The 13,922-nt window shown below is 61.8% G+C and carries 14 protein-coding genes; 4 read left to right on the forward strand and 10 right to left on the reverse strand.

The window, feature by feature from the left end; genetic code table 11:
• Positions 1-17 precede the first annotated feature (17 nt).
• From hslO to AC0J1C_RS16725, 3 genes are all read left to right on the forward strand, one after another.
• A complete protein-coding gene (gene hslO / locus AC0J1C_RS16715) occupies positions 18-872 on the forward strand; it encodes an Hsp33 family molecular chaperone HslO (protein WP_375192602.1) in 855 nt (284 codons plus the stop codon).
• 172 nt (positions 873-1,044) lie between these two features.
• Positions 1,045-2,580, forward strand: a complete 1,536-nt coding sequence (locus AC0J1C_RS16720) for a phosphoenolpyruvate carboxykinase (RefSeq protein WP_473044888.1) — start codon at positions 1,045-1,047, stop codon at positions 2,578-2,580.
• Positions 2,581-2,667: 87 nt separating this feature from the next.
• Positions 2,668-2,946: a hypothetical protein gene (locus AC0J1C_RS16725; RefSeq protein ID WP_375192600.1), complete on the forward strand. Its 279-nt coding sequence runs from the start codon at positions 2,668-2,670 to the stop codon at positions 2,944-2,946.
• Between the two features lie 40 nt (positions 2,947-2,986).
• Here AC0J1C_RS16725 and AC0J1C_RS16730 read toward each other — a convergent pair whose 3' ends face one another.
• A complete protein-coding gene (locus AC0J1C_RS16730; RefSeq protein ID WP_473044891.1) occupies positions 2,987-5,053 on the reverse strand; it encodes a TRAP transporter large permease subunit in 2,067 nt (688 codons plus the stop codon).
• Positions 5,054-5,079: 26 nt separating this feature from the next.
• Entirely contained in the window at positions 5,080-6,144 is a 1,065-nt protein-coding gene (locus AC0J1C_RS16735) for a hypothetical protein (RefSeq protein ID WP_473044892.1), read from the reverse strand.
• A 284-nt stretch (positions 6,145-6,428) separates the two neighbouring features.
• Here AC0J1C_RS16735 and AC0J1C_RS16740 point away from each other — a divergent pair, with 284 nt between their 5' ends.
• Positions 6,429-6,701: an HU family DNA-binding protein gene (locus AC0J1C_RS16740; RefSeq protein WP_473044893.1), complete on the forward strand. Its 273-nt coding sequence runs from the start codon at positions 6,429-6,431 to the stop codon at positions 6,699-6,701.
• Positions 6,702-6,742: 41 nt separating this feature from the next.
• Here AC0J1C_RS16740 and AC0J1C_RS16745 read toward each other — a convergent pair whose 3' ends face one another.
• The 8 genes from AC0J1C_RS16745 to gshB form a co-directional block, all read right to left on the reverse strand.
• Positions 6,743-7,723, reverse strand: a complete 981-nt coding sequence (locus tag AC0J1C_RS16745; RefSeq protein WP_473046576.1) for a putative solute-binding protein — start codon at positions 7,721-7,723, stop codon at positions 6,743-6,745.
• A 266-nt stretch (positions 7,724-7,989) separates the two neighbouring features.
• Complete coding sequence (locus AC0J1C_RS16750; RefSeq protein WP_473044894.1) at positions 7,990-9,294, reverse strand: dihydroorotase; 1,305 nt, start codon at positions 9,292-9,294, stop codon at positions 7,990-7,992.
• Positions 9,291-10,304, reverse strand: coding sequence for an aspartate carbamoyltransferase catalytic subunit (locus AC0J1C_RS16755; protein WP_375192595.1), 1,014 nt, complete (start codon positions 10,302-10,304; stop codon positions 9,291-9,293). The genes AC0J1C_RS16750 and AC0J1C_RS16755 overlap by 4 nt, the downstream gene beginning before the upstream one ends.
• Before the next feature lie 28 nt (positions 10,305-10,332).
• Positions 10,333-10,842 carry a bifunctional pyr operon transcriptional regulator/uracil phosphoribosyltransferase PyrR gene (pyrR, locus tag AC0J1C_RS16760; RefSeq protein ID WP_375192594.1) on the reverse strand — a complete coding sequence of 170 codons (510 nt, stop codon included), beginning with the start codon at positions 10,840-10,842 and terminating at the stop codon, positions 10,333-10,335.
• 33 nt (positions 10,843-10,875) lie between these two features.
• Positions 10,876-11,319: a Holliday junction resolvase RuvX gene (gene ruvX / locus AC0J1C_RS16765; protein WP_375192593.1), complete on the reverse strand. Its 444-nt coding sequence runs from the start codon at positions 11,317-11,319 to the stop codon at positions 10,876-10,878.
• Positions 11,312-11,878 carry a YqgE/AlgH family protein gene (locus AC0J1C_RS16770; RefSeq protein ID WP_473044896.1) on the reverse strand — a complete coding sequence of 189 codons (567 nt, stop codon included), beginning with the start codon at positions 11,876-11,878 and terminating at the stop codon, positions 11,312-11,314. Before AC0J1C_RS16770 ends, ruvX begins: the two co-directional genes overlap by 8 nt.
• Positions 11,875-12,741: an energy transducer TonB gene (locus tag AC0J1C_RS16775; protein WP_473044898.1), complete on the reverse strand. Its 867-nt coding sequence runs from the start codon at positions 12,739-12,741 to the stop codon at positions 11,875-11,877. The genes AC0J1C_RS16770 and AC0J1C_RS16775 overlap by 4 nt, the downstream gene beginning before the upstream one ends.
• Positions 12,742-12,789: 48 nt before the next feature.
• The gene (gene gshB, locus AC0J1C_RS16780) at positions 12,790-13,743 is read right to left on the reverse strand and encodes a glutathione synthase (protein ID WP_375192590.1); all 954 of its coding nucleotides are present in this window, start codon (positions 13,741-13,743) and stop codon (positions 12,790-12,792) included.
• Positions 13,744-13,922 lie beyond the last annotated feature (179 nt).

A 13,922-nucleotide genomic window follows, 5' to 3' on the forward strand; every position in this document is an offset into this window, starting at 1 on the left:
TTTTCAGGAGACATCACATGGCATCCCGCGACCAGTTCCAGCGTTTTATCTTCGAGCACAGTCAGGTGCGGGGAGCCTGGGTCCGGCTGGGTGAAAGCTATCAGGTGATCGGCAGCCAGGCACCCTACCCCGATACCGTTCGCACGATGCTGGGCGAGGCACTGGTGGCCAGCATCCTGATGAGCAGCACCCTCAAGTACCAGGGCACCATCTCGATCCAGGCCCAGGGCGAAGGCCCTCTGCGCACGCTCATGGCCGAGTGCAGCCACGACCGGTACATCCGCGGCCTGGCCCGGTTTGACGAGCACGCGGTGAGTGAGGACAGCTTCACCGACCTGCTCGGCCAGGGCCAGATGGCCATCACCATCACCCCGGAGCAGGGCCAACGCTACCAGGGTGTGGTGCCAAGAGAATCGGATACGCTGGGCGGCTGCCTGGAAGACTACTTCGAACGCTCGGAGCAGATAGGTACCACTCTGATCCTGTTTGCCGACGACAAGGGCGCGGCCGGCCTGATGCTCCAGCGCCTGCCCGGGGCCACCGATGAGGATGAGGACCTGTGGGAGCGGGTTAACCACCTGGCCCGCACGGTAGAGGCTGCCGAACTGCTGGAACTGGACAGCGAAACGGTGCTGCACCGACTGTTCCACGAGGAGACCGTGCGCCTGTTCGATGCCGAACCCGTGGCCTTCCGCTGCACCTGCTCAAGAGAGCGGACCCTCGGCGCCCTGGAGGCCATTGGACGAGACGAGTGCTACAGCATCATCGAGGAACAGGGTTCCATCGAAATGGACTGCCAGTTCTGCCACGCTCACTATCGCTTCGATAGAAATGATATTGATCATCTTTTCACCGGTCATACGTTACACTGAACGTCGTCTCGATTCGCCCGGAAGCCGCTCATAGCAAGGCTTTCCGGGCAGTCGTTTTTTACCGGCGTCTCTGGCATAATAGCGCGCCTGAATTGACCCGATTGTTCAGATTTCCGTCAATTTTGGGGGGCGGCCTGAACAATCGCTAAGACATCCCGAGGGCGAGGTCGAAGTGAGCACTACTTATAATGATCTGAGTACAGCACGACTGGTTGAGGTGGCGCTGGCACGTGACGAAGGCCAGCTGGCATCCAACGGATCGCTGGTGGTAAGAACCGGTGATCGCACGGGCCGGTCTCCCATGGACCGCTATATCGTCGAGGAGCCAAGCACCTCCGACGATATCCACTGGGGTCCGATCAACCGCCCGTTCGATGCGGAAAAGTTCGACGCCCTGTGGGAGCGTGTTGAGGCGTACATCGCCGAGAAAGACCAGTTTGTCTCCCATGTGCACGTTGGCTCGGATCCGGAGCACTACCTGCCGGTGAAGATGACCACCGAGACCGCCTGGCAGAACCTGTTCGGCCGCAACCTCTTTATCCGCCCGGAGAGTTACAACCCCGCCGACAAACAGGAATGGCAGATCCTGAACGCCGCCAATTTCGAGTGCGTACCCGAACGCGATGGCACTAACAGTAACGGCTGCGTGATGATCAACTTTGCCAAGCGCAAGGTGCTGCTGGCCGGCATGCACTACGCGGGCGAAATGAAGAAAGCCATGTTCTCGGTGCAGAACTTCCTGCTGCCCGAGAAAGACGTGCTGCCCATGCACTGCTCCGCCAACGTGGGCGAGAACGGCGAGACCTGTCTGTTCTTCGGCCTGTCCGGTACCGGCAAGACCACCCTGTCGGCCGACCCCCACCGTTACCTGATCGGCGACGATGAGCACGGTTGGGGCCCGGGCACGGTGTTCAACATCGAGGGCGGCTGCTACGCCAAGTGCATCGACCTTAGCCAGAAAAACGAACCCATCATCTGGGACGCCATCCGTTTCGGTGCCATCGTCGAGAACGTGGTGATGGATCCGGAAACACGCGAGCCGGACTACACCGATGTCTCGCTGACCGAGAACTCCCGTTGCGCCTACCCGCTTGAGCACGTCGAAAAGCGAGTGATCGAGAACCGGGCCGGCGAGCCGTCCCACATTGTGTTCCTGACCTGCGACATGACGGGCGTGCTGCCCCCGGTGTCCATCCTGAGCCGTGAAGGTGCGGCCTACCACTTCCTCAGTGGCTACACTGCACTCGTGGGCTCTACCGAGATGGGCTCTTCCTCCAAGCTCAAGTCCACCTTCTCCACCTGCTTTGGTGCGCCGTTCTTCCCGCGCCCGGCCGGCGTCTACGCCGAGCTGCTGATGAAGCGGATGGACGAGTTCGGCAGCAAGGTGTTCCTGGTGAACACCGGCTGGACTGGCGGTCCGTACGGTGAAGGTCAGCGCTTCAGCATCCCGACCACGCGTGCCATCATTGCCGCCATCCAGAACGGCGATCTGGACGACGTGGAAACCGAGCACCTGCCCACGCTGAACCTGGACGTGCCCAAGCATGTGCCTGGCGTCGATACCGAGCTGCTGAACCCGCGCAACACCTGGGTCAGCCCGGACTACTACGACGGCAAGGCCCAGGAACTGATCGCCCAGTTCGTGGAGAACTTCAAGAAGTTCGACGTGGCCGATTCGATTGTCGAGGCTGGTCCGAAACTGAACTGAAGCCGCCAGCGGTCAATAAAAAAGCGCCCTGCGAACGCACGGCGCTTTTTTTGTAAGATAGGGGCTCAACTCAGCAGGACACCACCGATGAAAAACCGTCTGCGCAAGCTCTTCTCTCCGATCCTGACGCCCATGGAAAGCGGTGAAGTCGGACCCAGCTACAAGGCCTCCCATCGAACCATCCTGAAAGCGGTAGGCGTGCTCTTCCTCATTCTCGCCACAGGCTCTGGTGCCGCCCTTGCCTATACCGGGGAGCTCGGCGCATTGATCCCTCTGCTGGTTTTTCTGGGCATTGGCGGTCTTTCAATTATTGTCGCAACGCTCGGTTCCGATGCGGCTGTCTCGAAGATGTGGGGTAACCGATAGCCCCCGGCACGCACATTCGCGGCACGGGACATCTCAGGTTTTATCCGGCGTAGAAGAGCAATGGCACAAACGCCACCAGGATCAGCGAAATGCCCATGGCAATCAGCGGCATGATGATCCGCTCGTGGCGCTGGTAGAAGCTGCCGCTCTCCTGCTGAGCCGCCAGCACTTCCGCCTCGCCCACCACCTGTCGGGTAAGCAGGTGATTCAGCGCCACCGGCGGACTCAGGTAGCCCAGCTCGAACGCCACCAGGGTCACCATCCAGAAGTGCACCGGGTGGATACCGCTGGCATAGGCAATGGTGGCAACCGTTGCCGTCACCAGGATCACCGCCCCGAAGGCATCCATGATCATGCCCAGGACCACCAGGATCACCACCATCAGCAGCATGGCCGACCAGGTGCTGTCGAACGACTGGGGGAAGGTTTCCATAATGTGGGACCGTTCGATCACACCGCCGATACTGACCGAGAGGCCCAGCAGCAGAAGCAGTGCGCCAATTTCCGCCGTGGTGTCGTTGGTGGCCCCGCGCAGACTGCGCTCAAGGCCCTGATGGTTGACCTCGCCCGAGGCACGACCTTTCCGGTTCTTCAGGCGCACATGTTCGTACACCAGAATGGCCAGCATGATGACCGGTAGCAGCCTCGGCGCCGAGAATTCATCCACGCCAACATCCAAAGCGAGACGATAGAACAGGACCACCGCGGCAATCACCAGAACATAGGGGATCAGTGGCTTCAGCGCCTGAAGCATCGCCGGAAAGGCCTCCGAGGAGGGCGCCAGGTTGAATTGACTCTGCCGGTTAACGCTCAGGGCCACCAGCGCGAACATGGTGGCGGTCAGCAGGAACACCCAGATACCCCAGCCGAATAGCTCGTCGGTGGTCACTTCCCGGTTCAGGTAGGCAATGACCACCACCAGCAAACAGGGCCGCAGCACCACACCCAGGGAACCGGACATTGCCGTCGCCGCCAGGGCAAGGTGGCGCCGGGCACCAGCGGCACGAAGTTCACTGTAGATCACAGCACCGGCGGCAATAACGAAAATGCCGGAGGCGCCGGTGTAGGCAGTCGGCACCGCCGCCACCAGAACCGCCACCACGGCGAGCAATTCCGGGGGCATACGCCACGGCCGGAACACATTGAACACCAGGGTTGCCAGGCGGGTCTGCTTGAGCATCATGCCCACCCAGACATACAGGCCGACGTTCAGGAACATGTCCGACAGTTCCATCATCTTGCCCAAATAAATGCCAATGCCCGAGGCATGTCCGATCAGCGCAAAATAGGTCCCGGAAATCAGGCACATCACCGTGTACAGGGGCACCGCGAGGAAGGCCTTGTTCAGGTTGCCTCCCGGCTCCAGATCCCGGGGTACCCGCAACAGCCGGTAGAGGCTGGCCAGGGTCAGGCAGGCAAAGCCGACAATCCAGAAATTGTGCAGCAGGAGCTCTTCCGAAGAGACGGCGGTGTCCGAGCCCAGGGTGGATTGCCGGAAAATCACGCTGGAGCCCAGCAGCATGGCGTTGGCAATCGTCTGCAGCGTGTGGGACACGGTGTAATCCAGCCGGGTCTCCATCGCGCGCATGGCAATGTGATGTCGGGTCAGGGTGGCCGTTACCGCGCACAGCATAACCAGCACCACCAGAATGAAACGCTGGGACTCCAGTCCGAAGGCGATCAGATCGGCGATGAACAGCTCCACCGCGCGATAGGCTTTGACTCCGGGGGAAAGCTGTTGCTTGAGGTTCTCGTAGCTCCGGTGCGCTTCCCGACAATCGGCCACGGACCGCTCGATGGCCAGCCGGACGTCGGCGGGGTCCTTCTCTTCAGCACCCAGCAGGGCCGCCATCGGATCGTCGGCTTCGGCACTGGCGGCCAGTTCGGCTTCAACTGCAGCGTCTATGTCCGGATCGGGATCACAGGTGGGCTGGACCGGATCCATCCGCAGCTTGTAATAGCCGCTCCAGAGCTGTTCTCCGCCACGCAGCATCTGGTTGTGGATGTCGCTGCTGGTGGAAAAAATAACCACCGCCAGCAACAGCAGGCACGCCGGCAGCGAAGAAAACCACTCCAGACCGCTGCGCTGAAAACCGCCCTTGGACATGACTCTTTACCCTGGAAGTGGAATGGTTACAGCAGATCGTCCAGATCCATGGTTTCGACGTTCTCCGGCTGGTCATCCCAGAAGGTGCCGAGTTGGCCAAGCGGTGTCCGATGCCCGGTATTCTCGACCCAGAGACGATCAGAAACGGCAACGATCATGTCGGTGGCCAGAGCATCGACGAAGCGCCACTCCTCGTTGGCCGGTGTGGTCTCGATGGATGCGGCGTGATCACGGATCACCTGCCGAACCATCGCTTCATCGCCCTTGTTCATCGCCGCCAGGGCGTGGAATACATGGGCCAGGCGCACGCCCGCTGCTTCACCCTGCTCACCGGCGATCGCCAGTCGCTCGAACGCGTTCTCACCCGCCGGCTGAGCACCGGGAATCATCGCCCAGACAGTGGCCCTGAGGGCCATCGGGGCGCCCCACCATTTCTCATTATCCAGACAGCTGGTCGCCCGGGCCGCGATGGAGCCGATGTTGGCGGGCACGCCGGTAGATGAGGTGGACTGGATCTGCGCATTCAGCGCCTGCAGGCCCGAGAGCAGGCCGGCCATGTAGATGAATTCATCCATATCGTCATCGAAGCCGGGGCATTCGCCGGCGGCGGGATCACCGTAGTGGGCCTTGAAATGCTGCCAGGCCCGGAAATAACGCTGGGACGCCAGGGTGTGGGCGCGCTTCTGACGAATCATCGCGTCCTGCGCGGCGTTGCCATTCATCGCGTGCAGGGCCGCCAGGGCTGCCAATTCATGCTCCCGGGCCTGCTCATCAGCACAACCGCCGGCGGAGAGGTAAAGCATGACTGCCAACTGGTCCGGCTCATCGGTTACCCGGCCGAACGACATCAGCAGAGGTGCTGTCGCCTCGCTCATGGCGCATCCCATGGCCAGGTCGTCGCTTTGCATCAGGAACGGCACGGTGTGGTTACGGGAAAAGCCCTGCATGACATCGCCGGTGGTCTTGTAGATCATGTTATTGACCACGCCACAGCCACTGAGTAACACACTTGCAGCCACCGCCGCGAGCAGGCCGCGGACAGGTCGCATCCAGGGCGTTGCCGGGCGCGAGGAGTTCCTGAGTTGAGTCATAACTTCTTTACCTTTTGGTTCTTGTTGTCCCGCCCGGTGGTGCGGGCAGCAGTGCCAGGGGTCGCGGCGCCGCTTTGTTACAGACTGTAACCAGGCCCGCATTATGGCGTAGGTAACCCGCTTTTTATGCGACAGATGCCGCAAATGACACCGAATTTCACAGACTTCCGCTGCACCGGTGTTTGCACATTGGGGCGCAAGCCACTATAGATGGGAGCAGCCACGAGTCGATTGATTCCGGCCGCACCAGACTGAAAAAGCAGAATTACAAAAAGGAGTATCCGATGCGCAAACCTGAACTCGCCGCCGCCATCGCCGATCGCACCGGCCTGACCCGGGAAAAAGCCAGCGAAGTCATCACCGCCTTTACCGACCAGGTCTCCGCAGCCGCATCGCGGGGCGAAGATGTCACCCTGATTGGCTTTGGCACCTTCAACATCCGTACAAGAGAAGCCCGGGACGGCCGCAATCCTCAAACCGGCGAAGCGATCAGGATACCCGCCAGCAAGACCGTGGGATTCAAGGCCGGCAAGGCACTCAAGGACGAAATCCGCTAACCGGACGCCGGCCCGCCCTGCGGGCCGGCATCCAGCCAGTGTCAGGTTCCGGCCACCGAGGCACACTCGGACCGGGTGGCGTCCACCCGACAGCGAATGGCCTTCATCAGCTTGATCGCGCGCTCGTCATAGACACCGTCTTCGAGCAACGATAGCCGGACCTTGCGCAGCATCTTGTCGTACTCCGCCGTGTCCTCCTGAGGCAGGTACATCCAGACATCATCCGGTATTTCCGCTTCCGCCTGGGCGATGATCTCGTAGGCCTCGTCGATCCGCTTGATGGATTCGTCGCGCACCATCTGTCCCGCAGAATCCGGGAACCGGTCACGGTGGATAATCACCTGGAAGTTCATGTAGCCGAGGGCGTACTTGACCACGGCGCCGTTGGGCTCAACGCCTTTGTAAAGCTCCAGCGGTGTATAGGCTACGGCCGGGGCATAGGCCAGATCGACGCTGCCATTGTTGAACTTGCCAGCGAAGTTGGCCGAGTTGGAGCCAACCACGGAAGCACCCACATGCCGCACCATGCGCACCGATGCCTGGTCGTAGTCGAGGGTGGCAATGCGTTTACCCTGCAGTTTTTCCACGGAGTCGATGCTCCGGTCGCGGGTATGCAAATAGATGGCACCACCGGGGAACACGCCCGCCACCTCATAAGGACCGTCGATCAGGAAGGGCCGGGCCTTGGGCTGACTGAGGGTGTTGTACAACAGCCGCATTTCTTCCTCGCCCGGCACTGCGCCCATGGCTTCGAGGCTGCCAGTGAACTTGTTGAACTCACGGGCCCGGGTACCGGTCAGCAACACGGCATCGCACTGGCCTGCCTTGAAGTCCTCCGCCGCCACCTTCTCATCAGTGTAGGCGCGCAGGTCCAGCTTGATACCGTGGTTCAGGGCAACGGGCTGAAAGGTCTTGGTGATGGCGAACAGCGGGCCGTTGGCGCCCACCGGATCGAATACGCAGAAACTGCGCTCAAGAGGTGCATTCTGCGCCTGGGCGTAGCCCGCCAGAGGCATCAGCATGCCGGCACACAGGGCTACCGCCAGCGCGAAGCACCGGGGATGTTTGATTGATTTCACGGGATGACTCCTGGTTGTTATTGTCGGACACCGGTACATCCGGGTACCGGTCAGGCCTTACGTTCCTTGGTCGACCATAGGCCGACGGTCACAAGAATACGTTGGCACCGGTGCCTGCCATCAAGGGCTTTTGGGCAAAAGGGAGAGAATCTGTGATGGTGTCGACAGAGGTGGCGCTACCTCTGCCGCACTTTGTCGGCGCGGGCCGTTCAGGTCTCGGGGTGTTGCCAGGCCTTGCGGCCGCCTGCCAGGGTCAGTTGCACCACGCCCGGCAACTCCCGATCCGTCACCGGCGCGTGGCGACCGGCGGAGACCAGGGTCCGGGGCCCGGGCGCCCAGAAGGCCTCCGGATCAAACAGGCACAGATCGGCCGGTTCGCCCGGAGCAACCCTGGCAGAACGACCAATCACCGATGCCGGGCCGGTAGTGAGTGCACGCATCAGATCGGCCAGCGACAGCTCGTTCATTTCTACCAGTTCCAGACCCAGTGAAAGCACGCTTTCAATACTGGACAGGCCCGGTTCCGTCGCCGCCATGGGCGCCTGCTTGGCAGCGGTGTCGTGGGGCTGGTGCTGGCTGACAATGGCATCAATGATGCCGTCACGAACCCCAGCGATCAGCGCTTTGCGATCGGCTTCGCTACGAAGCGGCGGACGCACGTGGAAGCGGCTGTCAAAACCCGCCAGGGCCTCTTCGGTAAACACCAGCTGGTGCATGGCCACATCAGCGGTCACGGCAATGCCACGGCGGCGGGCCTCGGCGAGCATCTCCACGCTACGGCCACAGGACAGCTGGCTGAGGTGCAGGCGAACACCGGTTTCCTCCGCCAGCAGCAGCATTTCCATCACGGCGGCGGTTTCCGCCACTTCCGGGATGCCGAGCAGGCCCAGGCGAGAGGTAACCAGCCCGTCATGGGCATAGCCGTCGGCGGCAAGCGCCTGGTTCTCGGGGCTGAACATCACGGTCAGGCCAAAGGTCTGGGCATACGCCATGCACCGGCGCAGAATGCGGGCATTCCGCACCCCGCGGGAGCCATTGCCAACGGCCACGCAACCCGCGGCCGCCAGGCCGGCCATGTCACTGAGCAGATCCCCTTCCAGGCCTCGGGTAATGGCACCCACCGGCAGCACCCGGATCGGAGAGCGGCTGGCGGCGCCGTCGCGGATCAGATGGGTCACCGCACTGGAATCGTTCACCGGCGAGGTTTCCGGCGAGGCACACACCGTGGTAAACCCGCCGTGGGCCGCCGCCCGTGTTTCCGAGGCAATGTTGCCCTTCTGGCCATTACCCGGTTCACGCAGGTTACAACACAGATCGACAAAGCCCGGCGCGATCACCCAGTCATCGGCCCGAACGGTCTCGTCTGCCGGCGCCCGGATGGCCTCATCGCCCAGGGCAACAATATGGCCATCGCGAATCAGGATCGCGGCGTTGTCCTGCTCGCCACCCAGGCCATCAAACAGTCGGCCGCCGGTAATCTTCAGGCTGAGTCCCGGTGCGTTGGCACTGGTCATGACGGGCTCCTCTCACTCAGTTTCTGCTGGCGCTCGGCCACCTGGCCGCCCATGGCCATGGACATCACCGCCATCCGGATGGCGATGCCGTTGGTAACCTGGTTCAGGATGACCGACTGGGGGCCGTCGGCCACGGCGGATTCGATCTCCACCCCCCGGTTGATTGGCCCGGGATGCATAACGATGCACTCGGGATGGGCCAGCGCCAGTTTTTCCTGGTTCAGACCGTACAGCCGGTAGAACTCACGCTCGCTGGGCAACAGGGCCCCCTCCATGCGCTCCTTCTGCAGACGCAGCATGATCACCACGTCCAGATCCCGCATGCCGCGCTTCATGTCGTAGTCGACCCGGCAGCCAAGGCTCTCCACGTCTTTTGGCAACAGCGTGCCGGGCGCAATCACCCGGACTTCTTCGGCGCCCAGCTCGTTGAGCGCGCGAATCTGGGAGCGAGCCACCCGCGAGTGCAGGACATCGCCCACAATCGCCACTTTCAGCCCCTCGAAACGCCCCTTTCGCTGGCGGATGGTGAGCATGTCGAGCATGGCCTGGGTTGGATGGGCATGGCGTCCGTCGCCGGCATTGATGATGGCCACGCCGGGGGTGACGCTCTCGGCAATGAAGTGGGGCGCACCGCTCTGGGAGTGACGCACCACGAACATGTCGCTGGCCATGGCCTCCAGGTTAAGCAGGGTGTCGGAGAGGGATTCGCCCTTGGAAGTGGCCGAAGTACTGATGTCCAGGTTGAGCACGTCGGCCGAGAGGCGCTTGGCGGCCAGCTCGAAGGTGCTTCGGGTGCGGGTGCTGGATTCGAAGAACAGGTTCACTACCGTCCGACCCCGCAGCAGCGGTACCTTCTTGATGGAACGCTCGCCGACCTCGATGAACGAATCCGCGGTGTCCAGGATGTCGGTGAGCAGGCTGCGATCAAGCCCGTCGAGGGTCAGAAAATGCCGCAACTGGCCGTCCCGGGTCAGCTGCAAGTGGTGCGGGGAGGAGTCTTGTGCGGTCATGGGTCGCCTGTTGTCTGATTCGGAGATTTTACCGCCCGGCTTCCTGAAGCTCGATCCGGAGCGGGTCGGGGCCCCGGAGCTTGACGCGCTGGTGGGATTCCAGGGCCAGGACACGGCCGGCCACGTCGGGCTGAATGGGCAGTTCCCGGGCGCCAAGATCAATCAATGTGGCCAGTATGATACTGGCTGGGCGGCCATAATCGAAGATCTCATTCATCGCCGCGCGGATGGTGCGGCCACTCATGATGACATCGTCGATCAGGATGATGTCCCGATCTTCGGTATCGAACGGCAGGCTGGAAGGCTTGACCCGGGGATTGAGCCCGATCCGGCTGAAATCGTCCCGGTAAAAGGAAATGTCGAGTTCTCCGAAGGGCTCCTCAATACCCAGGCGCTTGCTGAGCACATCGGCCAGCCAGACCCCACCGGTGCGAATGCCGATCAGCACCGGCGCTTCAATGCCCCGGTGTTCGAGCACCTGGCGCAGCCCGGCCTCCATTTCATCCAGCAACTGGTTGATATCGAGCAATGCGGTCATTTATTCCTCACAGTTTCAAAAGCCGGAGCCATTTCAGTGGCCGGGCGGGTTTGACTGCTCGCCAAACCAGGTTTCCAGGATCAGTACCGCGGCCCGATCGTCCACGCCGTGGCGGCCAAAGTCCCGACTGCCGCCTGCGGCCATCACATCGCCCTTGGCCTCGAAGCTGGTCAGTCGCTCATCCACCATCTCCACCGGCACGTGATAGCGCCCGTGCAGACGCTTGCCAAACTTGCGGGCCCGGGCGCACATGTCGTTCTCGGAGTCGTCCATGTTCAGGGGCAGCCCCACCACCACCAGATCCGGCTGCCACTCAGTCAGCAGGGCCTCGATCTGGTGCCAGTCCGGTATGCCGTCACGGGCGGGAATCAGGGCCACCGGCTGGCCGGTTGCCAGCAACTCCTGGCCGACAGCGACACCAATACGGCGGGTACCGAAATCAAACGCCATCACCCGACGGCTGGTACTCTCAGGCATGGCCGACGGATTCACTGAGCTGGTTGAGGTCAATGCCAATCAATTTCAGCACCGCCTCGTAGCGATCTTCCCAGCGGGTGCGGAACAGGATATCGGTGTTTGCAGGGCAAGTCAGCCAGGCGTTGCTACCAAGCTCTTCCTCGAGTTGCCCCTCGCTCCAGCCGGAATAGCCCAGGGCCACCAGGTATTCCGAGGGTCCTTCCCCACGACCGATGCCGGCCAGCACGTCCCGGGAGGTGGTCAGCAATACCTCGTCGGTCACCCGGGCGGTGTTTTGCCAGTTGGTGCCCGGCGTGTGCAGCACAAACCCCCGTTCCGGCTGGACCGGTCCGCCACTGAACACGGGGATATCGAGCTCATCCCCGGGCAGATCCAGCTGCTCGAGGATTTCGCCGAGATGAATGTCCAGTGGATGGTTGATCATCAGCCCCAGGGCACCCTCTTCGGAATGCTCACACAGGTAGATCACGCCACCGTGGAATCTTGGGTCGGCAAGATAGGGAGACGCCACCAGAAAGTGATGGCGCAGGCTGTGGGGAGAATGTTTCGATGCTGTCATCCGGATGTCAGCCCCCGACGCTGGAAAGACCAGGTTCGTATGATCTCGAGTTCGTCCACCTCCTGCCGCATCTCCTCGGGGAACGGGGCAAAAGGCGCTGCCATTCTGACAATCCGGATGGCGGCATCATCCAGCACCGTGCTGCCAGAGGACTGCAGAATGGCCACTTCCTTGATGGTGCCGTCCTTCTTCAACGACACCAGCATACGCAGTGTGCCATAGATACCTGCCCGACGCGCCTCGGTCGGGTAGTTGATGTTACCCACCCGGGTCACCTTGCTCACCCAGTTCTGAACATACCAGGCGTTGGTGGATTTCAGAGTGGACGCCGCGGTCACACGCATCACTCGCGGCTTACGGGCGTAGGCCCTCTGCTGGGCATCAAACCGGGCCTCCAGACTGGCGATCTCCAGGCTGCGCTCCATCAGGCTCTTTTTCTCCCGCACCGGCAGCGGCTCTTCCTCGGGTGCTGTCTGCTCCTGCGGTTGCTGTACCTTCTGGCTGGAGGGGCTCTCGGTCTGGACCACGGGCCGCTCTTGCTTCGGCTGCGGCCGGGTTGTCGACGGCGGCTCCGGCTGCACCTGCGCCACCTCTGGCTGACTGATCTCCGCCGGCTGAGGCGTGGTCATCTCCTGGACCTCTTCCTCAGTACCACTGCCCTGCTGGCTGGTCTGGGCCAGGAAGTCCGCTTTCTCCGGCGCCTCTTTGTCATCAAACTGCGACAGGGTGATCTCCATGGTCTGGGCCGAGGAGCGCGGCTGCTCCGGGGCAAAGGTGATGCCCAGCACCACCATGGCGTGCACGGCCAGCGCCATGAAAAGGGTAAAGGAGAGCCGGTCGAAGTCGCTTACCTGAACTGCCATTCCTGAATTGAATCCTGTCGTTGAACCCGTCCGGCCGGTGTGGCCGGATCAAGCCTGGCCGAGACGCCGGGCGATGGCATCCATCAGCATACCGCCAATATCGATCCCGAAGGCCGCATCAAGTTCCCGGATGCAGGTCGGGCTGGTCACGTTGATTTCAGTCAGGTAATCACCGATCACGTCCAGACCCACGAAGATCAGTCCCTTTTCCTTGATCACCGGCGCCACACGGGCACAGATTTCCCGGTCCCGGGCAGTCAACTCACGGCCCTCGCCGCGACCACCGGCGGCCAGATTGCCCCGGTTTTCTCCGTGGGACGGAATCCGGGCCAGGGCATAGGGCACCGGCTCGCCGTCAATCAGCAGAATGCGCTTGTCGCCGTCGGTGATTTCGGGAATGTATTTCTGGGCCATGGCCTGATGGCTGCCATAGTTGGTCAGGGTTTCAATAATGACCCCCAGGTTGAAGTCATTTTCCCGGATGCGGAAGATCGAATGCCCACCCATGCCGTCCACCGGCTTCATGATGACATCGCCGTGCTTCGCGTAAAACTCCCGGAACCGGGTGGCGGAACGGCTGACCAGCAGCGGCGGGGTCAGATCCTCGAACTGGGTGGCAAACAGTTTCTCGTTACAGTCCCGCAGCGTGGCTGCCGGATTCACCACCAGCGCCCCCTGCTGCTCGGCGGCTTCCAATATATAGGTGGCCATCAGGAACTCGCGGTCCACCGGCGGATCCTTGCGCATGAGGATCACGTCCAGGTCCCCCAGCGCCCGATCCCGGGCAGGCCCGTAGCTGAACCAGTTGTCCGGATCCATGTGCACGGTCAGGTCCCGGGTGTGGGCCATGGCCTTGCCGCCGTCGAGGTACAGGTCCGGCAGCTCCATGTACTCAATCTCCCAGCCCCGGTTCTGGGCGGCCAGCAGCATGGCCAGTGAACTGTCTTTCTTGAAGTGAATGTCTTCAATCGGATCCATCACGATCCCGAGTCTGACGGTCATGGGCTTTGGTGGACTCCCTGAGGGTTAAAAACACGAACCGGTCTGCAGAGCGGACCAGTCAATCGATGCTATGCTTTGCATTGACAACAGATGGTATTGTACCCGAGCTGCAAATGCATCCGGAGAAATCCTCAGTCAGTAACGTGACAGTGCGGGCAGAAGTACATTTGGTCACAAAC

The sequence above is a fragment of the Marinobacter sp. E2 genome, assembly GCF_055755345.1.

Bases quoted from the DNA above. Each gene is read 5' to 3' on its own strand.
- hslO (WP_375192602.1), top strand. From the start codon at position 18: ATGGCATCCCGCGACCAGTTCCAGCGTTTTATCTTCGAGCACAGTCAG.
- AC0J1C_RS16725 (WP_375192600.1), top strand. From the start codon at position 2,668: ATGAAAAACCGTCTGCGCAAGCTCTTCTCTCCGATCCTGACGCCCATG.
- AC0J1C_RS16730 (WP_473044891.1), bottom strand. From the start codon at position 5,053: ATGTCCAAGGGCGGTTTTCAGCGCAGCGGTCTGGAGTGGTTTTCTTCG.
- AC0J1C_RS16735 (WP_473044892.1), bottom strand. From the start codon at position 6,144: ATGACTCAACTCAGGAACTCCTCGCGCCCGGCAACGCCCTGGATGCGA.
- AC0J1C_RS16740 (WP_473044893.1), top strand. From the start codon at position 6,429: ATGCGCAAACCTGAACTCGCCGCCGCCATCGCCGATCGCACCGGCCTG.
- AC0J1C_RS16745 (WP_473046576.1), bottom strand. From the start codon at position 7,723: ATGCTGATGCCTCTGGCGGGCTACGCCCAGGCGCAGAATGCACCTCTT.
- AC0J1C_RS16750 (WP_473044894.1), bottom strand. From the start codon at position 9,294: ATGACCAGTGCCAACGCACCGGGACTCAGCCTGAAGATTACCGGCGGC.
- AC0J1C_RS16755 (WP_375192595.1), bottom strand. From the start codon at position 10,304: ATGACCGCACAAGACTCCTCCCCGCACCACTTGCAGCTGACCCGGGAC.
- pyrR (WP_375192594.1), bottom strand. From the start codon at position 10,842: ATGACCGCATTGCTCGATATCAACCAGTTGCTGGATGAAATGGAGGCC.
- ruvX (WP_375192593.1), bottom strand. From the start codon at position 11,319: ATGCCTGAGAGTACCAGCCGTCGGGTGATGGCGTTTGATTTCGGTACC.
- AC0J1C_RS16770 (WP_473044896.1), bottom strand. From the start codon at position 11,878: ATGACAGCATCGAAACATTCTCCCCACAGCCTGCGCCATCACTTTCTG.
- AC0J1C_RS16775 (WP_473044898.1), bottom strand. From the start codon at position 12,741: ATGGCAGTTCAGGTAAGCGACTTCGACCGGCTCTCCTTTACCCTTTTC.
- gshB (WP_375192590.1), bottom strand. From the start codon at position 13,743: ATGACCGTCAGACTCGGGATCGTGATGGATCCGATTGAAGACATTCAC.